The sequence below is a fragment of the Klebsiella sp. RHBSTW-00484 genome, from assembly GCF_013705725.1.
Taxonomy (GTDB): Bacteria; Pseudomonadota; Gammaproteobacteria; order Enterobacterales; family Enterobacteriaceae; genus Klebsiella.
The window spans coordinates 4,346,105-4,364,741 of record NZ_CP055481.1 but is presented as its reverse complement, the minus strand read 5'-3'; the positions used below and the strand labels follow the sequence as shown (position 1 = coordinate 4,364,741).

Genomic DNA, 18,637 nt, shown 5'->3' with positions numbered 1-18,637 from the left:
GAACTGATGATGACCACTCGTTTACCGCTGGTTGCGGCACAACCGGGGATCTGGATGGCAGAGCGCCTCTCGACGCTGCCCGGTGCCTGGAGCGTCGCCCACTATGTAGAACTGCGCGGTGAGATCGACCCGGTTCTGCTCGGACGGGCGATTGTTACTGGACTGTCGCAGGCCGATACCCTCAGCATGCGTTTTTGTGAAGATAACGGCGAAGCCTGGCAGTGGGTCGATGAAACTCATGTGTTTGCCGAACCGGATTATCAGGATCTGCGCGCAGCGAGCGACCCGCACGCCGCCGCGCTGGCGCTGATGCAGGCCGATCTCGGGCAGAATCTGCGCGTAGACGGCGGCAATCCGCTGGTCTGCCATCAACTGCTACGGGTAGGAGATAATCGCTGGTACTGGTATCAGCGTTATCACCATTTGCTGGTCGATGGCTTCAGTTTCCCGGCGATTACTCGCCAGATCGCTGCAATTTATCGCGCCTGGCAGCGGGGTGAAGAAACGCCTGCTTCGTCGTTTACTCCTTTTGCGGAAGTCGTGGATGAGTATCAACGCTACTACGGTAGCGATGCCTGGCAGCGTGACAAACAGTTCTGGCAGGAGCAGCGTAAAGCGCTACCGTCTCCGGCTTCGCTGTCTGCCGCGCCGCTGGCGGGAAGGGCGAGCTGCACCGATATCTGGCGCATGAAGCTGGAGGTTGATTCTGGCGTCTTTAGCCGTCTGGCAGCGAGTGCTCCGCAGTGTCAGCGTGCGGATCTGGCGCTGGCGCTGACCACCCTGTGGTTGGGGCGACTGTGCAGCCGAATGGATTACGCGGCGGGCTTTATCTTTATGCGCCGCATGGGTTCTGCGGCGCTAACCGCAACCGGACCGGTACTGAACGTCTTGCCGCTGGCGGTCAATATTGACGCGCAGGAGACGCTGCCGGAGCTGGCAACGCGCCTTGCCGGGCAACTGAAAAAAATGCGCCGCCACCAGCGCTATGACGCCGAGCAGATCGTTCGCGACAGCGGCAAGGCGGCGGGTGATGAGCCGCTATTTGGCCCGGTGCTCAATATAAAAGTTTTCGATTATCAGCTGGATATCGACGGCGTGCAGGCGATAACCCACACTCTGGCGACCGGACCGGTCAATGATCTGGAACTGGCGCTGTTCCCGGACGAAGCGGGCGGTCTGTCGCTGGAGATTCTGGCTAATAAGCAGCGTTACGATGAACAGACGCTGCGCGGGCATATCGCCCGGCTCTCCGCGTTGCTGGTGCAGTTTGCTGATAGCCCGACTCTGCGCTGCGGCGACGCGAATATGCTGTCAACGGCGGAAACTGAACACCTGAAACAGGTGAACGATACCGCGATCGACCTGCCACTCACCACGCTGAGCGCGCTGGTGGCGGAGCAGGCAGCGAAAACCCCGGATGCCCCGGCGCTGGCGGATGCCCACTGGCAGTTTAGCTACCGCGAGATGCGCCAGCAGGTGGTGGCGCTGGCGGAATTACTCCGCGCACGCGGAGTCAAACCCGGCGATAGCGTGGCGGTGGCGCTGCCACGTTCGGTGTTCCTGACCCTGGCGCTGCACGGCATTGTCGAAGCCGGGGCCGCATGGTTGCCTCTGGATACCGGTTATCCTGACGATCGTCTGCGGATGATGCTGGAAGATGCGCGTCCATCGCTACTGATTACTTCTGAGGATCAGTTGGCGCGCTTTAGCGATATCCCTAACCTGGAAAGTCTCTGTTACCAGCAGCCGCTGGAAGCGAGTGACGCTGCACCGCTGGCCATATCTCAGCCTGACCATACCGCTTATATCATCTTTACCTCCGGTTCCACCGGGCGACCGAAAGGGGTGATGGTCGGGCAAACCGCCATCGTCAACCGCCTGCTGTGGATGCAGGACCACTATCCGCTCTGTGCTGACGACGTAGTGGCGCAGAAAACGCCGTGCAGTTTTGATGTCTCGGTTTGGGAGTTTTGGTGGCCGTTTATTGCCGGTGCGCAGCTGGTGATGGCCGAGCCGGAGGCCCATCGCGACCCGCTGGCGATGCAGCAGTTCTTCGCCCGCTACGACGTGACTACGACCCACTTTGTGCCGTCGATGCTGGCGGCGTTCGTTGCTTCGCTGGATGCGGAAAATGTTGCCTCCTGTCAAACCCTGCGCCGGGTATTCTGCAGCGGTGAAGCGCTGCCGACGGCGCTGTGCCGGGAGTGGGAGGTGCTGACCGGCGCGCCGCTGCATAACCTGTACGGCCCGACGGAAGCGGCGGTGGACGTCAGCTGGTATCCGGCCTGCGGGCCTGAGCTGGCGGCGGTCACCGGCACCAGCGTGCCGATTGGCTGGCCGGTGTGGAATACCGGTTTGCGTATTCTGGATGCGTCGATGCGCCCGGTACCGCCGGGCGTGGCGGGAGATCTCTACCTGACCGGCATTCAGCTGGCGCAGGGCTACCTGGGGCGTCCTGATTTAACCGCCAGCCGCTTTATTGCCGATCCTTACGCACCGGGCGAGCGCATGTATCGCACTGGCGACATTGCCCGTTGGCGGGATTTCGGCGCGGTGGAGTATCTCGGGCGTAGCGACGATCAGCTGAAAATTCGCGGTCAGCGTATTGAGCTGGGCGAAATCGACCGCGTGATGTCGGAGTTGCCGGACGTCGCGCAGGCGGTGACTCATGCCTGCGTCTTTAATCAGGCGGCGGCGACCGGCGGTGACGCCCGTCAGCTGGTGGGCTATCTGGTTTCTGAATCCGGTCTGCCGCTGGATACCGCAGCGCTCAAAGCGCGGCTGGGGGAACAGTTGCCACCGCATATGGTGCCGGTAGTGCTGATTCAATTACCGGAGCTGCCGCTGAGCGCCAACGGCAAGCTGGATCGCAAAGCGCTGCCGCTGCCGACGCTAAGCCGCGAGCGCAGCGGTCGTCCGCCGGAGCCGGGGATTGAAAGCACCGTGGCAATGGCGTTTAGTCAGCTGCTGGGTTGCGAAGTAAACGATATTGAAGCTGATTTCTTCGCTTTAGGTGGTCATTCGCTGCTGGCAATGCGCCTGGCGGCGCAGCTCGGCCGCGAGCTGGAACGGCAGGTGACGCCGGGGCAGGTGATGGTCGCCTCGACCGTCGGCAAGCTGAGCGCGCTGCTGGCTTCGGATCTCAGCGATGAGCAGGCGCAGCGCCTGGGCTTCGACACGATCCTGCCGCTGCGAGCGAGCGATGGCCCGACGCTGTTCTGCTTCCATCCTGCTTCCGGTTTTGCCTGGCAGTTCAGCGTGCTGGCGCGCTACTTAAGCCCGCGCTGGTCTATCACCGGCATTCAGTCGCCGCGACCGCAGGGACCAATGGCGACGGCGGCGGATCTGGATGCGGTCTGCGAGCATCATCTGCAAACCTTGCTTGAGCAGCAACCGCACGGCCCTTATTACCTGTTCGGTTATTCGCTCGGCGGCACGCTGGCGCAGGGTATTGCCGCCCGTTTACGCCAGCGCGGTGAAGCGGTGGCATTCCTCGGGCTGCTGGATACCTGGCCGCCGGAAACGCAGAACTGGGCGGAAAAAGAGGCTAACGGTCTGGATCCTGAGGTGCTGGCGGAGATCGAACGGGAACGTGAGGCGTTTCTTGCCGCTCAGCAGGGGCAGGCTTCCGGCGAGCTATTCAGCGTTATCGAAGGCAACTATGCCGATGCAGTACGTCTGCTGACTACCGCGCACAGCGCGAAGTTTGACGGTAAAGCGACGCTGTTCGTGGCGGAGAAAACCCGTCAGGCTGGAATGGATCCGCAGGTGGTCTGGGGGCCATGGGTTGGTGAGCTGGAGGTCTTTAGCCAGGATTGCGCCCATGTGGACATTATCTCTCCACAGGCCTTCGAGGCGATCGGCCCGGTAGTCAGGGAGATTTTGGGGTAATTGAACGCCGGGTAGCCCTCACCCTAACCCTCTCCCACAGGGAGAGGGGACAGATCGGCAGGGCGCGGGCAGTGGCTTTCCACCTGTGAATTGTGGTTGGGGGCCAATGTCAAAAATGAGCGCTGGTTTTCTCCCTCTCCCTGTGGGAGAGGGGCGGGGTGAGGGGAAAGGAATTACCGGCGTCCCAGCGGCACCACCAGCGGCGTATGGGCCACCGGATCTTCAATGATCGTACAGCGCAGGCCGTAAATCTTCTCGATCAGCTCCGCGTTAACAATCTCTTTCGGCGCGCCCTCGGCGATGATTTTGCCATCGCGCAGGGCAATCAAATGGGTGGCATAGCGGCAGGCCTGGTTCAGGTCATGCAGCACCGCCGCCAGCGTATATCCCTTCTCCCGATTCAGCTCGCTCAGCAGTTCCAGCAGATCGATCTGATGGCTGATGTCGAGCCAGGTAGTCGGCTCGTCGAGCAGCATAATGGCCGTCTCCTGGGCCAGCACCATGGCAATCCACGCCCGCTGACGCTGGCCGCCTGAGAGCGTATCGACACTTTGCAGCGCCAGGTCGGTGATCCCGGTGGCTTTCATCGCCTTGCTGACCGCCTCTTCATCCTCTTTGCGCCAACGAGTAAACATCGGTTGGTGCGGATAGCGCCCGCGGGCCACCAGCTCCTGGACGGTGATATCACCCGGCGTGGTGGCGTTTTGCGCCAGCAGGCCGATGCGTTTGGCGACCTCTTTACTGGCGTAATGCTGGATCTGCTCACCATCGAGCCAGACATGACCGCTGGTCGGCGTCATCAGACGACTAAGGGTGCGCAGCAGCGTCGATTTACCGCAGCCGTTAGGGCCAATAATGGCGGTAAAATGTCCATCGGGAATGGTCACGTTCAGCGATTCGGCGATGGTCTTTTTGCCGTACGCCAGGGTCAACTGGTCGCCGCGCAAACGGGAAGTTACAGCGGTCATTTTTTGCGGGACTCCTGAATTAACAACGCAATGAGGTAGATACCGCCGAGGCTGACGGTCACCACGCCCACCGGTAACTGATAAGGCATAAACAGGCGCTGAGCACAGTAGTCAGAGAGCGCCAATACCAGCGCGCCGCACAGCGCTGATTGAGTCAGGCCCCAGCGAGCGGTACCGCTAAGGCGGCGCGCGATATGCGGCGCTACCAGGGCGATAAATGAAATTGGCCCGGCAAGCGCGGTGGCGGCGGCGGTAAGTACCACCCCGACCAGCATCATCAGCAGGCGCGAACGCTCAACCCGCACGCCCAGCGCGCAGGCGGTATCGTCGCCCATCTCCAGCAGCCGCATGCGTCGCGCCAGCAGCGCGGCAAAAACCAGCATCAGCAGAATCAGCGGCGCGGAGGGCCAGGTTTTGCCCCAGGTCAGGCCGTTAAGGGAACCGGCATACCATAACCCGGCTGAGAGCGCGGTTTCCAGCGAGGCGCGCAGCAGCAGCCAGGTGTTAAACGCCACCAGCATGGCGCGGATGCCGATGCCGATAATAATCAGGCGAAAGGTCTCAATGCCGTTGCGCCAGGCCAGCAGCCAGACCACCAGCGCGGTGAGGATGCCGCCAGCCATTGCCGCCATGGCGATGGCTGCCAGGTTCTGGCCGAACATGACCATCGCTACCAGCACGCCGCTCCAGGCACCGGTGTTAAAGCCCATGACGTCCGGGCTGCCCAGCGGGTTGCGGGTCAGCGACTGGAAAATCGCCCCGCTGACGCCGAGCGCGGCACCGATCAGCAGCGCCATCAGCACGCGCGGCAGACGCCATTCGGTCACCACCATGGTGACGTTGCGCGGCGCATCGCCAATCAGCGCGGAGATAACTTGCTCAACGCTTAACGGTACGAGGCCGGTGCCGAGCCCCCATAGGGAGACCAGCACGCTGGCGATCACCAGCAGCAGGCAGCTAAAAATCAGGCGGCGAGAAGGGGCAATCACATTCCATCTCCGCGCGGCTGGCGGCGCACCAGCCAGATCAGAACCGGCGCGCCGATAAAGGCGCTGACCACCGAGACACGAAGCTCGCCGGGAACCAGCAGGCGGCCAAGCACATCGGCAAACAAGAGCAGGGCTGGGGTGGCCAGCAGGGTGACCGGCAGCGACCAGCGATGATCGGCTCCCACCAGCCAGCGAGCCATATGCGGCATCATCAGGCCGATAAAGGCAATCGGCCCAACCACCGCCGTGGCGCTACCGCACAGGACGGTAATCGCCAGCAGCCCAATCAGTTGAGTACGCGCGACCCGGCTGCCGAGGGCGGTCGCCGTATCGTTGCCGAGACTGAGGCTATTGAGCGCCCGGCTGAGCAGCAGCGAAACGAGACCGGCAATCAACACTGGGATCAGGACGATTTTCAGGGTTTGCAGCGTGCGCACATCCAGTGAACCCGCTTGCCAGAAGCGCAGCTGATCGTAGACGTCGGGGTTAAGCAGGGCGATACCGCTGGAAAGGCCTTCGAGCACCGCCGCCAGAGCCACGCCCGCTAGGGTCAGGCGCACCGGGCTAAGCTGACCGCCGCCCTGGCTGCCGGTAAAGGCCACCAATAACGATGCGCCGAACGCGCCGCAAAAGGCCATCAGCAGTTGTTCTTGTGGCGAAGAGATGCCAAACAGCGCCGCGCCGAGCACGATAGCAAAGCTGGCACCGGAGTTGACGCCGAGGATCCCCGGGTCAGCCAGCGGGTTGCGGGTCAGGGTTTGCATCAGCGCCCCGGCGAGGCCCAGCGCGGCACCCGCCAGCAGTCCGGCGAGGGTTCGCGGCAGTCGGGCATCAAGGACGATGGTGCAATCGGCGCTTTGGCAGGTACCGGTAAAAGCATCGACGACGACGCTAAACGGCAAGGGCTTCGCGCCAATCAACAGGCTGAGCGCAACGGCGATGGTTAAAACGATCAAAAGACCCGGCACGGCAAAGGCGCGCGCCGTGGTCATGGAAGACGACATGGCTTACATCCCTGACATGATAATGATAGTAATTATCGTTATCGATTCTATTCGGTTATGTTAGCATGTGCACCCATAAAAATGGTATGGAAAATAATAACAAGGCGCTGTCATGAACCGACAATCCCGGCTGCTGAATCTCAGCCTGCTGAAAACTCATCCGGCCTTTCGCGCCGTCTTTATCGCCCGCTTTATCTCAATTCTGTCGCTTGGCCTGCTGGGCGTGGCGATCCCGGTACAAATCCAGATGATGACCCACTCGACCTGGCAGGTTGGGCTGTCGGTCACCTTAACCGGTGCCTCGATGTTTGTTGGCCTGATGGTGGGCGGCGTGCTGGCCGACCGTTATGAGCGCAAGCGCTTGATTCTGCTGGCGCGCGGTACCTGCGGGATCGGCTTCGTCGGCCTGTGTCTGAACGCCATGCTGCCGGAGCCGTCGCTAATTGCAATTTATCTGTTGGGTATATGGGACGGCCTGTTTGCCTCCATTGGCGTGACTGCGCTGCTGGCGGCGACTCCGGCGCTGGTCGGGCGGGAAAACCTGATGCAGGCGGGGGCGATCACCATGCTGACGGTGCGCCTGGGTTCGGTGATTTCGCCGATGATCGGTGGCCTGCTGCTGGCCACCGGTGGGGTAGCCTGGAACTACGGTCTGGCGGCGGCCGGGACCTTTATTACCACTCTGACGCTGCTGCGTTTACCGCAGTTAGCGCCGCCTCCGCAGCCGCGTGAACATCCGCTGAAATCGCTGCTGGCGGGAGTGAAATTCCTGTTTAACAGCCCGCTTATCGGCGGCATTGCGCTGCTCGGCGGTTTGCTAACGATGGCGAGCGCGGTTCGCGTGCTCTATCCGGCGCTGGCCGGAAGTTGGCAGATGTCGACATCGCAGATTGGCCTGCTGTACGCCGCGATCCCTCTGGGGGCGGCGCTGGGGGCGTTGACCAGCGGGCAACTGGCGCAGACGGCGAAGCCTGGGGCGCTGATGCTGGCGTCTACCGTGGGGTCGTTTGTGGCGATTGCGCTGTTCAGTCTGATGCCGATGTGGGAACTTGGCGCGCTGTGCCTGGCGGTGTTTGGCTGGCTGAGCGCGATAAGCTCGCTGCTGCAATATACGTTGATTCAGAGCCAAACCCCGGAAAATATGCTCGGACGCATCAATGGCTTGTGGACGGCGCAGAACGTGACCGGCGATGCGATTGGCGCGGCGCTGCTCGGTGGTCTGGGTGCAATTCTGACGCCAGTGGCTTCGGCGAGCGCCAGCGGCTGGGCGCTGGTCATTGTGGGCGTTGTGCTGGTGGGCCTGTTGCGTGAATTGCGCCGTTTTCAGCGCCCTGAGATAGTCAGCGAAAGTTAAATCCGTGCCCGCAAACCCCGGGTCGCGGCGTAAACGCCTTACCCGGGCTACCAACCTGAAGACGGCGGTGAAATCGTAGCCCGGCTAAGCGCAGCGCGAGCCGGGAAGAAACAGCGCCGATGCATCAGATCAGGCTCATTTCCCGGAGGCGGCGCGTTGCGCCTGTCCGTATATGGACACCTCCCGTGATGCAAGCTATTTTTTGTGTGAGTCACCAGGGTAAGTTGCGTTCGTATATCCGGCCTCTCTTTCGGTACCGTCGTACCCGGGCCATGATGTGTTCTGCGCACCTGCTTCCTTTCGGGCTATCGGCTTTGCTTCGCAGGGAGCCTTCGGACAGGCCGGATTTCTCAGGTGCTGGTCTTACCGGTTACTCATCACGCTAAATCGCTTCGCAATCTCACGACAGGGTTACTGCTCTTTTTACTGCATGGCTCACGGGGCGTCGGTTAACCGGCGACCCGTGAGCCATGGTAATCTTCTCCGCGACTCATCACCGCCCACGCTATCCGCACATTCTTGTTCGCCAGCGCCACCGTCGCGATATTCCGGTTCCGTCTTTCCGCCACCGACTGCAGCCACTGGCTCCGCCGGTCTTCTTTGCCTGCACATGTCTTCAGAACTGACCGTGCCCCGTGGATGACCAGCGTACGCAGGTAGCTGTCACCCCGCTTGCTGATATGCCCCAGCTGCTGCTTACCGCCGCTTGAGTGCTGCCGGGGAACCAGCCCCACATAAGCCGCCATCTCCCGACCGTTCTTAAACTGCGTCGCGTCACCCAACAACGCCACCATCGCGCTGGCGGTTATCACGCCGATACCTTCTATTTTCATCAGCCGCTGGATGCAGATATCTTCCCGCGCCGCCTCTGCGAGCCGCCGGTCATGCCCCGCCACCCGGTCATCCAGCATCCGCAGCTCTTCGGCCAGCTCGCACAGCAGGCGCATAAACCGGTCATCCCACTGCTCCTGCTGTGACAGTATCTCCGGCAGCGCCTTACGCAACTGGCTGATGCCGACCGGCAGCACCACGCCGAATTCGCCCAGAAAGCCCCGTATCTCGTTGCACAGCGCCGTGCGGCTTTTTATCACTCTGGCCCGCACGCGATGCTCAGCCTGAAGAGTCTGCTGGCGCTCTGTCTTAACCGCGACGAAGCGCATGGCGGGGCGGCTGATGGCTTCACAGATGGCTTCGGCATCGTTGGCATCATTCTTGTTGCCCCTGAGGTAGGGCTTAACAAACTTCGGGGGAATAATGTGCACGGTATGTCCCATGCGGGTGAGTTCGCGGGCCCAGTAGTGGGATGACGCGCAGGCTTCAATCCCGACGGTGCAGGGAGCCAGCTGAGAGAAATAAGCGTGCATGTGGGCGCGGCGGAGAGATTTCCGTACGACGACATGTTCATGGTGATCCACAGCATGGATCTGAAAGACATTTTTTGCCAGGTCAAGACCGATACGTTTAATATTCATGGTGGACACCTCCTCCTGTGGACTGCAGGTAACACTTCCAGTCTGGCACGTTCTGATGCCGTAAGGTGGGAGGTGTCCATCACATCGGGCTACCAAACCCGCACCCCGCAAACCCCGGGTCGCGACGTAAACGCCTTACCCGGGCTACCAACCTGCAGACGGCGGTGAACCCGTAGCCCGGCTAAGCGCAGCACGAGCCGGGAAGAAACAGCGCCGATGTATCAGATTAGGCTCATTTCCCGGAGGTGGCGCGTTGCGCCTGTCCGGGCTACCAAACCCGCACCCTGCAAACCCCGGGTCGCGGCGTAAACGCCTTACCCGGGCTACCGGACCGCAGACGGCTGTGAACCCGTAGCCCGGTCAGCGAAGCGCCACCGGGAAAACCATCAATAGTATTTGTAGGCCGTGCAAGGCGCTAGCCGCCGCCCGGCAGAAATGCGAGCACAATATTAGTAACAAGCCCCGGATTGCTCCGGGGCTTGTTATCACTCGTCAGTGAGGGTTAACGCTCAGTACGCACCGAGGTCGGTCCACATGCCGCCCTGGCCGCAGTTCTCGTCCGGCTGGTTGCCCTGAGACCACCATTTCACCTGGTAGTTATGGCCTTTCCAGCTTACGGTTTCGAAAGAACCCCAGTTTGCACCGTAGACGGTATTGGCATCCCACCATGGGTTAGGTGCGGTTTCGTCAGCCGGTACCACATCCTCTTCCTGCTGAGACTCGTCATCCAACTCTTCTTCTGACTCATCATCGTAATCCTCTTCGGACTGGTCTTCGTCCTGCTGGGAAGCAGCGGCGACAACGGAGAGCACAAAGCGCTGCTGTGTTGACGGCTCGCCCCAGGTATCGCGAACGAACAGGGTGAAGGTGAATTCGGTATCCACGGTCACTTCCGGAACATTGAACTCGATGGTCGCAGTGGTTTTGTCCGCCAGATCGATAGCCGCAGGCACGCCCCAGCTGTAGGTCAGGTCGTCTTGATCTTCATCAGACGATTTTTCGCCGGAAAGACGAACGCGGGAGCCGCCAACTACCATCAGCTCAATAGCCGCTTTTGGCGCATGGTTTACTGACGGTTCAATCTGCTCTTCATCTTGATCCTGTTCCTGCTCTTCTTGCTCTTCTTCATCAGTCGGTTCAACGTTGATACCTTCAAAGTAGAACGGCGCCATATCAACGACTTGAGAAGAGATCTCGTAGCCCAGACCTTCACGCGCGGCGTTAACCAGCACGCCGTTGTCCTGATCGATAGTCCAGGTGAACATAGCGCCCAGACCCAGGCTCGCTACGTATTCGCCTTTGGCTTTCACTGAACGCGGGGTGTCCAGAGACATAAACAGTTTGGTTTCTGGATTGTACAGGTAGTCAGCGTCGGCAACCTTGTCGGTGTAAACGTTAAAACCGTTACGGCCTTTCTGGTTTTCCAGATCCAGGTAGTTATAAATCACGTCATACCATTCGGTCGTGCCGGATTCGAAAGTACCCACGGTGGTACCGGTGCCTGCATCATAGGTGCCTTTCAGCGGAGACAGGGATTCCAGTTCGGCGTTGCGGCCGTTACGAGTGTAGCCTGCATAACCAACGTTGATACGGTCAGCCGGGAAGCCTTCGGACAACAGGTGATCAACAATGGTGTTCACTGCCCAGCCGCCTTCTTCCAGCGCTTTCAGGTTAGTGTGGTGCGCAACGGTCTCAGCCCACGGAGTGCCGAAGAAGTCATAGGTCATCAGGTTGATGCCGTACAGACCGGCGTTCAGCAGCGCTTTCACGTTGGAGTAGTCGAACGTTTTAACCACAGCGGAGCTGGCGATGGAAATTTTGACGTTGCTCAGGCCTGCGGAATCCAGCTGCTTACGCAGCTCGCCAATCAGCAGGGCATAGTTTTCACCATCTTCCGGACCGCACGGGTTACCCGCGCCTTCATGGTTCGGGTATTCCCAGTCGATATCCACTTCGCTGAACATCGGGAACTGTTTGAACAGTTTCACCACGCCTTTGGCGAAGACTTTACGCGCAGCGTCAGAAGCAGCGGTTTCGTGGAAACCGTTACTCATGGTCCAGCCGCCGATGCTCATGGACAGCACCAGATCGTGGTTCTGCTGTTTAGCTTTTGCCTGCAGGTCACGCAGGCCGCCAAGCAGGCCTTTGGTGTTCGACTGAGTGACGGTTTTCGGATCGACGTCCCAACCGCTGACATCGTGGCCGACGTTAACGTAGGACTGGAAATCGCCCCACGGGTCGAGGAAAGTCGGCTCGTACTGCACTTTACCGCACAGCTCTGCGCCTTCAGCAACCACGTCACGCCATGCGCCATCCACTTTATGGAAGCCTGTCACGCCGACGAAACCGACAATGATTTTGTCGTAAGCGGTAGGGGATACATTGGTCAGATCGTAACCGCGACCACGGTTATCTTTTGAATCACCACCCTGCAGGCGGCCATCGTACTGGGACCAGTCGGTGTAGTAACCGAATACCTTTGGTTTAGTGGTAGAGGATTTGTATTGGTTATAAACCGGTTTGGTGACGCGGGCAGAAGTATAGCTGTATGCGCTGACTTCTGTTGCCGGGTTAAAACCATCAGCTGCATTGCTGGTTTCAGTAAGGGTATCGCCTTTAATCAGTTTGCTGGTTGCCACGTTAATTTCCTTTTGCTGTGAATGCTCACCGTGAGTGGTGTGGAGCAGATAATCGGGCAACGCAGCGGCCGTGGCTAATCACAAAACAACACAAAAAACGATGATATTTCGGCTGAGGAAAGAGTGATGGCAATGAGGTGTTTGGGCTGGATGTAAATAAGAAAATGTTTTTATAACAAAGAGATGATGTTGGAAATGATGCCTGATGATATCCCGACGGCATGCGCCGGGACGATGATGTTAACCAAAGAGCGTTGATAACCGTTGCAGCACCAGCAGGGCGCTGTAGTAATCAAGGCGGAAGGTTTCGGTCCCTAGCGGATAAACGCGTTTTCCTTCGACCGCAGGCAGGTGCGACAGCAGCGGGTTGGCGTAAATCGCATCGGCGTCTTTTTGGTCACCGGCGAACAGGAACAGGCTCTTGCCGTTAAGCCCGGCGGCTAAATTCTCCCCACCCAACTGCACAATATCATGGCGTTTTCCCTGGCTCTGGCTGGCATGTAAACCGGCGGGCAGGGTGGCAATGTCAAATCCCAACTGTTCAAGCATCTGTCCCTGAGCGGATTCTTTGGTCCAGATATTGGCGCTATGAGCCGCTGCGGTGTAGACCAGCGCGGTGACCGGCTGCGGCGGTAGCTTCATCTTTTCTTTTAGCGCCGCCAGCTGTTTATCAAATTCAGCAATTCTCCCGGCGGCCTGTTTTTCATGGCCGGTGATATTCCCCAGTTGGGTCAGCAGCGCCTGCCAGCTTTTATCATCGTAGTTAATGATGAGCGTCGGGGCGATGGTGGAAAGCTGATCGTAGAGCGTCATCGCCGAATCGCCGCCGGTGGCGCTAATCAGTATCAGGTCCGGCATCTGGGCTGCAACGGCTTCGGCGCTCGGCTCGCCAATATAAAGTCGCGACAATTTGCGTTCTTTCGCCACATCGCTCCACTGACGCAGAAAACCCTGACTATCGGCGACGCGGTTATTGGGCGTGGTGGCCCCGCTGGCGACCACCGGCGCGTCAATTGCCAGTAGTGAGCCGGTTAGCGTCACGCTGGTGGAGACAATGCGCAGCGGCTGGCTTTCCAGCGTATGCGTTCCGCGGCTGTCGGTAATCTGGCGCGGCCAGTCTGCCGCCAGCGCTGAGCTAATTCCTAAAATCGCCAGACCGCTGGCAAGGAGAGTACGGCGGCAAAAGGTGGAGAAATTCACGTATTCGCATCCTGATTAAGTTGTGATAAATGCTTCTCATTTTCAGCTTTGCGCCGCGTGGATGCAAGTCTAAGTAGCACAACATGCTATCTGTACGGTTGACATGTAGAGCAATACCTTTTAGGTTAGCCAACCAAAATATAAATGATAATTATTCGTAATATCTTTATCGTTTTTTTGGAGGATGATATGGAAACGTCTTTGGCTGAGGATGTTCGGGAGAAAAAAATGACCCTGCCGCCGGAAAGCTTCTTCTTTATGTCGCCGTACCGCAGTTTCAGAACGTCTGGCTGCTTTAGCCGCTTTTCGCATCCCGCCGCCGATGGCGACAATCTGGCCGGTGAGTTCCAGAGCAAGATGACGGCTGCGTTTAAAGAGGCGCGTGCTGCGGGGATTGCAAAGCCGGTGATGGTTGGCGCTATCCCGTTTGATACCAACGAGCCGTCCGAGCTGTTCATCCCCGAGCGCTGGGAAGATTTTTCTCGTACCGAAAAACAGCAGTCCGCGCGTTATGCATCAAGCCAGACGCCAATGGACGTGGTGCAGCGTCGGGAAATCCCCGAGCAGGACACTTTTATGGCGATGGTTGAGCGCGCAGCGGCCCTGACCGCGACACCGGAAGTGGACAAAGTTGTCCTGTCACGCCTGATTGATATCACCACCCGTGAACGGGTTGATAGCGGGGCGCTGCTTGAGCGCCTGATCGCCCAGAACCCGGCCAGCTTTAACTTCCACGTGCCGTTATCAGACGGCGGCGTGCTGCTGGGCGCCAGCCCGGAACTGCTGCTGCGTAAAGAAGGGGCGCGTTTTAGCTCGGTGCCGCTGGCCGGTTCGGCCCGCCGTCAGCCGGACGATGTGCTGGATCGCGAAGCGGGGCATAAGCTGCTGGCGTCGGCAAAAGACCGCCATGAGCACGACCTGGTGACTCAGGCGATGAAAGCCGTATTAACGCCGCGCAGCAGCGAACTCTCTCTGCCGGACTTCCCGCAACTGACCACTACGCCAACCCTGTGGCATCTGGCGACGCAGATTCAGGGCACCGCGCTGGCAAAAGAAAACGCCATGTCGCTGGCCTGCCTGCTGCATCCGACGCCAGCGCTGAGCGGTTTCCCGCATCAGGTGGCGAAACGCCTGATTAACGAACTGGAGCCGTTTGACCGCCAGCTGTTTGGCGGCATTGTCGGCTGGTGTGATGACGAAGGTAACGGCGAGTGGGTGGTGACGATTCGCTGCGCCCGTCTGCATCAGCACACGCTGCGCCTGTTTGCTGGCGCAGGCATCGTCCCGGCCTCTTCGCCGCTGGGCGAGTGGCGCGAAACCGGCGTCAAATTGACTACCATGCTGAACGTATTCGGCTTGCAATAAGGGACTATGATGATCGAATTTAATCGCTGGCCGGAAGATTTTGCGGCCCGCTATCGGCAAAAAGGTTACTGGCAGGATCTGCCGCTCACCAATCTGATTACTCGTCATGCGGAAAACGACGCCATCGCGATTATCGAAGGCGACAAACAGTACAGCTATCGCGAATTCAACCGTCTGGTGGATAACCTTGGCTTCTCGCTACAACGTCAGGGCCTGAAGCGCGGCGAAACGGCTCTGGTACAGCTGGGTAACGTTGCGGAATTTTATATCACTCTGTTTGCGCTACTGCGTATTGGCGTTGCGCCGGTTAACGCGTTGTTCAGCCATCAACGTAGCGAGCTGAATGCCTATGCCACCCAGATTGAACCCGCGCTGCTGATTGCCGACCGCGAACATGCGCTGTTTGCTGATGATGTTTTTCTTAACGCTTTTGTTGAGCAGCATCCGTCGGTACGCGTGGCGCTGCTGCTGAACGATAACGGCGAGCAGAGCCTGACGGCGGCCATTGAGCAGCCTGCCGATCATTTCGTGGCGAATCCGACGCCTGCCGATGAAGTGGCGTTTTTCCAGCTTTCCGGCGGCAGTACCGGCACGCCGAAGCTGATCCCGCGCACGCATAACGACTATGACTACAGCATTCGCCGCAGCAATGAACTGTGCGGCGTGAGCGCCGAAACGCGCTATCTGAATGCGCTTCCCGCCGCCCACAACTATGCGATGAGTTCTCCGGGTTCATTAGGTGTGTTCCTTGCTGGTGGCGTGGTGGTGCTGGCGCATGATCCGAGCGCCACGCTGTGTTTCCCGCTGATTGAAAAACACCAAATCAACCTGACCTCGCTGGTGCCGCCTGCGGTGAGCTTGTGGCTACAGGAGATCCATGACTCCGGCAGCAATGCCCAACTGCAATCGCTGCAGCTTTTACAGGTTGGCGGAGCGCGCCTGTCCGCGACGCTCGCCGCCCGTATTCCGGCGGAAATTGGCTGCCAGCTTCAGCAGGTCTTCGGCATGGCTGAAGGGCTGGTGAACTACACCCGCCTCAACGACAGTACAGAGCGCATTATCAACACCCAGGGCTGCCCTATGTGTCCGGATGATGAAGTGTGGGTGGCCGATGCCGAGGGTAATCCGCTGCCGCGCGGTGAAGTGGGGCGTCTGATGACCCGTGGACCCTATACCTTCCGCGGCTACTACAAAAGCCCGCAGCACAACGCCGAAGCGTTTGATGCCGACGGTTTCTACTGCTCGGGCGATCTGATTTCAGTTGACGAGGATGGCTACATCACCGTGCAGGGCCGGGAAAAAGATCAGATCAACCGCGGCGGTGAAAAGATTGCGGCGGAAGAGATCGAAAACCTGCTGCTGCGCCACCCAGCGGTGATCCACGTTGCGCTGGTCAGCATGGAAGACAGCCTGCTGGGCGAAAAAAGCTGTGCATATCTGGTGGTCAAAGAACCTCTGCGCGCGGTGGCGGTTCGCCGCTTCCTGCGTGAACAAGGGGTCGCTGAATTTAAACTTCCGGACCGCGTGGAGTGCGTTGACGCGCTGCCGCTGACGCCGGTGGGCAAAGTCGATAAAAAACAATTACGTCAGTGGCTGGCTGAACGCAAGCTGGGCTGAAGGAGAAGACAGAATGGCAATTCCTAAATTACAGGCTTACGCGCTGCCGGAAGCCAGCGATATCCCGGCGAACAAAGTGAACTGGGCATTTGAGCCGTCACGTGCCGCACTGTTAATCCACGATATGCAGGAGTACTTCCTCAATTTTTGGGGCGAAAACAGCGCAATGATGGAGAAAGTGGTGGCCAACATCGCTGCCCTGCGCGATTTCTGCAAACAGAATAACATTCCGGTGTTTTACACCGCGCAACCAAAAGAGCAGAGCGATGAGGACCGCGCACTGCTGAACGATATGTGGGGGCCGGGCCTGACCCGCTCGCCGGAACAGCAGCAGGTGATCGCTACGCTTGCGCCGGACGACAACGACACCGTACTGGTGAAGTGGCGCTACAGCGCATTCCATCGTTCGCCGCTGGAAGATATGCTGAAAGAAGCCGGTCGTGACCAGCTGATCATCACCGGTGTTTACGCCCATATCGGCTGTATGACGACGGCGACCGACGCGTTTATGCGCGATATTAAGCCGTTCTTCGTTGCCGATGCGCTGGCTGATTTCAGCCGTGAAGAGCACCTGATGGCGCTGAAATACGTCGCGGGCCGCTCCGGTCGGGTGGTGATGACCGAAGAGCTGCTGCCGCTACCGGCGTCGAAAGCCGCGCTGCGCGCGCTGGTGCTGCCGCTGCTGGACGAATCCGACGAGCCAATGGATGATGAAAACCTGATCGACTACGGTCTGGATTCGGTGCGCATGATGGCGCTCGCCGCCCGCTGGCGTAAAGTGCACGGCGATATCGATTTCGTGGTGCTGGCGAAAAATCCGACCATTGATGCCTGGTGGGCGCTGCTTTCCCGCGAGGTGAAATAATGGCTGGATTAGATTTTCACGGACAGAACGTGTGGGTAACCGGTGCGGGCAAAGGCATCGGCTATGCGACCGCGCTGGCGTTTGTTGAGGCTGGCGCGACGGTGACCGGTTTTGACCTGGCGTTTGAAGGCGACAATTATCCTTTCGCCACCGAGACGCTGAACGTTGCCGATGCGCAGCAGGTGGCGCAGGTCTGCGGTCGCTTGCTGGATAATATCGAGCGACTGGATGTGCTGGTCAATGCCGCCGGAATTTTGCGCATGGGGGCGACCGATACGCTGAGTCTGGAAGACTGGCAGCAGACCTTTGCCGTCAACGTCGGCGGGGCGTTTAACCTGTTCCAGCAGACGATGGCGCAGTTTCGCCGCCAGAAGGGCGGAGCGATTGTCACCGTGGCTTCCGACGCCGCACATACCCCGCGTATCGGCATGAGCGCTTACGGCGCTTCGAAAGCGGCGCTGAAGAGCCTGGCGTTGACCGTCGGTCTGGAGCTGGCGGGCAGCGGCGTGCGCTGTAATCTGGTTTCTCCTGGATCGACCGATACCGATATGCAGCGGACGCTGTGGGTCAGCGACGACGCTGAACAGCAGCGTATTCGCGGTTTCGGCGAGCAGTTTAAGCTGGGCATTCCGCTAGGGAAAATCGCCCGTCCGCAGGAAATTGCCAATACGATTCTGTTCCTTGCTTCTGGTCACGCCAGCCACATCACGCTGCAGGATATCGTGGTGGACGGTGGCTCAACGCTGGGGGCATAAATGGCCTGGAAACGTCAGCTAACGCTGGATGAGCTTAACGCGACCAGCGCGAATACGATGGTGGCGCATCTGGGTATCGTCTATACCCGGATTGAGGAGGGTGTGCTGGAGGCTGAAATGCCGGTCGACGGCCGTACTCATCAGCCTTTTGGCTTGTTACACGGAGGCGCATCGGCGGCGCTGGCGGAAACCCTCGGCTCAATGGCCGGGTGGTTGATGACCGAAGAGGGCCAGTGCGTGGTGGGGACCGAGCTCAACGCCACCCATCACCGGGCGGTTTCCAGCGGCAAAGTGCGCGGCGAGTGCCGCCCGCTGCACCTGGGACGCCAGGGCCAGAGCTGGGAAATTGCAGTGTTCGACGAACGTGGACGGCGCTGCTGCACCTGCCGTCTGGGCACGGCGGTCCTCGGCTGAGGGACGCCGGTTCCCGGCTTGCGGCGTGAACGCCTTAGCCGGGCTACGGGTTTGCAACCGTCTGCGGTAGGGTAGCCCGGACAGGCGCAACGCGCCGCCTCCGG

Annotated in this window: 13 protein-coding genes; 7 read left to right on the top strand and 6 right to left on the bottom strand. The window is 59.5% G+C overall.

Annotated elements, in window-relative coordinates:
* Nucleotides 1-9 precede the first annotated feature (9 nt).
* Nucleotides 10-3,891, top strand: coding sequence for an enterobactin non-ribosomal peptide synthetase EntF (gene entF, locus HV213_RS20645; RefSeq protein ID WP_181486469.1), 3,882 nt, complete (start codon nucleotides 10-12; stop codon nucleotides 3,889-3,891).
* A 173-nt stretch (nucleotides 3,892-4,064) separates the two neighbouring features.
* Here entF and fepC read toward each other — a convergent pair whose 3' ends face one another.
* From fepC to fepD, 3 genes are read right to left on the bottom strand one after another with little or no spacing between them, the layout of a single operon-like run.
* Nucleotides 4,065-4,859 (bottom strand): iron-enterobactin ABC transporter ATP-binding protein, encoded by a 795-nt coding sequence (fepC, locus tag HV213_RS20640; RefSeq protein ID WP_181483116.1) that lies wholly within the window; start codon nucleotides 4,857-4,859, stop codon nucleotides 4,065-4,067.
* A complete protein-coding gene (fepG, locus tag HV213_RS20635; RefSeq protein WP_181483115.1) occupies nucleotides 4,856-5,848 on the bottom strand; it encodes an iron-enterobactin ABC transporter permease in 993 nt (330 codons plus the stop codon). Before fepG ends, fepC begins: the two co-directional genes overlap by 4 nt.
* Nucleotides 5,845-6,852, bottom strand: coding sequence for a Fe(3+)-siderophore ABC transporter permease (gene fepD, locus HV213_RS20630; RefSeq protein WP_181483114.1), 1,008 nt, complete (start codon nucleotides 6,850-6,852; stop codon nucleotides 5,845-5,847). The genes fepG and fepD overlap by 4 nt, the downstream gene beginning before the upstream one ends.
* Before the next feature lie 112 nt (nucleotides 6,853-6,964).
* On the opposite strand from fepD, the gene entS reads away from it, so the two are divergent.
* Nucleotides 6,965-8,206 (top strand): enterobactin transporter EntS, encoded by a 1,242-nt coding sequence (gene entS / locus HV213_RS20625; RefSeq protein ID WP_181483113.1) that lies wholly within the window; start codon nucleotides 6,965-6,967, stop codon nucleotides 8,204-8,206.
* A 449-nt stretch (nucleotides 8,207-8,655) separates the two neighbouring features.
* Here entS and HV213_RS20620 read toward each other — a convergent pair whose 3' ends face one another.
* The 3 genes from HV213_RS20620 to fepB all read right to left on the bottom strand — a co-directional run bounded on the left by HV213_RS20620 (nucleotide 8,656) and on the right by fepB (nucleotide 13,517).
* Nucleotides 8,656-9,678 (bottom strand): IS110 family RNA-guided transposase, encoded by a 1,023-nt coding sequence (locus tag HV213_RS20620; protein ID WP_181482372.1) that lies wholly within the window; start codon nucleotides 9,676-9,678, stop codon nucleotides 8,656-8,658.
* A gap of 509 nt (nucleotides 9,679-10,187) precedes the next feature.
* Nucleotides 10,188-12,317, bottom strand: a complete 2,130-nt coding sequence (locus HV213_RS20615) for a glycoside hydrolase family 18 protein (protein ID WP_181483112.1) — start codon at nucleotides 12,315-12,317, stop codon at nucleotides 10,188-10,190.
* Between the two features lie 240 nt (nucleotides 12,318-12,557).
* Nucleotides 12,558-13,517: a Fe2+-enterobactin ABC transporter substrate-binding protein gene (gene fepB, locus HV213_RS20610; protein ID WP_181483111.1), complete on the bottom strand. Its 960-nt coding sequence runs from the start codon at nucleotides 13,515-13,517 to the stop codon at nucleotides 12,558-12,560.
* 189 nt (nucleotides 13,518-13,706) lie between these two features.
* On the opposite strand from fepB, the gene entC reads away from it, so the two are divergent.
* Genes entC through entH form a run of 5 tightly spaced genes read left to right on the top strand, consistent with a single transcriptional unit; the run spans nucleotide 13,707 to nucleotide 18,533 of the window.
* Nucleotides 13,707-14,882: an isochorismate synthase EntC gene (gene entC, locus HV213_RS20605; RefSeq protein WP_181483110.1), complete on the top strand. Its 1,176-nt coding sequence runs from the start codon at nucleotides 13,707-13,709 to the stop codon at nucleotides 14,880-14,882.
* 9 nt (nucleotides 14,883-14,891) lie between these two features.
* Nucleotides 14,892-16,499, top strand: coding sequence for a (2,3-dihydroxybenzoyl)adenylate synthase EntE (gene entE / locus HV213_RS20600; protein WP_181486468.1), 1,608 nt, complete (start codon nucleotides 14,892-14,894; stop codon nucleotides 16,497-16,499).
* A 13-nt stretch (nucleotides 16,500-16,512) separates the two neighbouring features.
* A complete protein-coding gene (gene entB, locus HV213_RS20595; RefSeq protein WP_181483109.1) occupies nucleotides 16,513-17,364 on the top strand; it encodes an enterobactin biosynthesis bifunctional isochorismatase/aryl carrier protein EntB in 852 nt (283 codons plus the stop codon).
* Nucleotides 17,364-18,119 (top strand): 2,3-dihydro-2,3-dihydroxybenzoate dehydrogenase EntA, encoded by a 756-nt coding sequence (gene entA, locus HV213_RS20590; RefSeq protein ID WP_181483108.1) that lies wholly within the window; start codon nucleotides 17,364-17,366, stop codon nucleotides 18,117-18,119. Before entB ends, entA begins: the two co-directional genes overlap by 1 nt.
* Nucleotides 18,120-18,533, top strand: coding sequence for a proofreading thioesterase EntH (entH, locus tag HV213_RS20585; RefSeq protein ID WP_142466582.1), 414 nt, complete (start codon nucleotides 18,120-18,122; stop codon nucleotides 18,531-18,533).
* Nucleotides 18,534-18,637 lie beyond the last annotated feature (104 nt).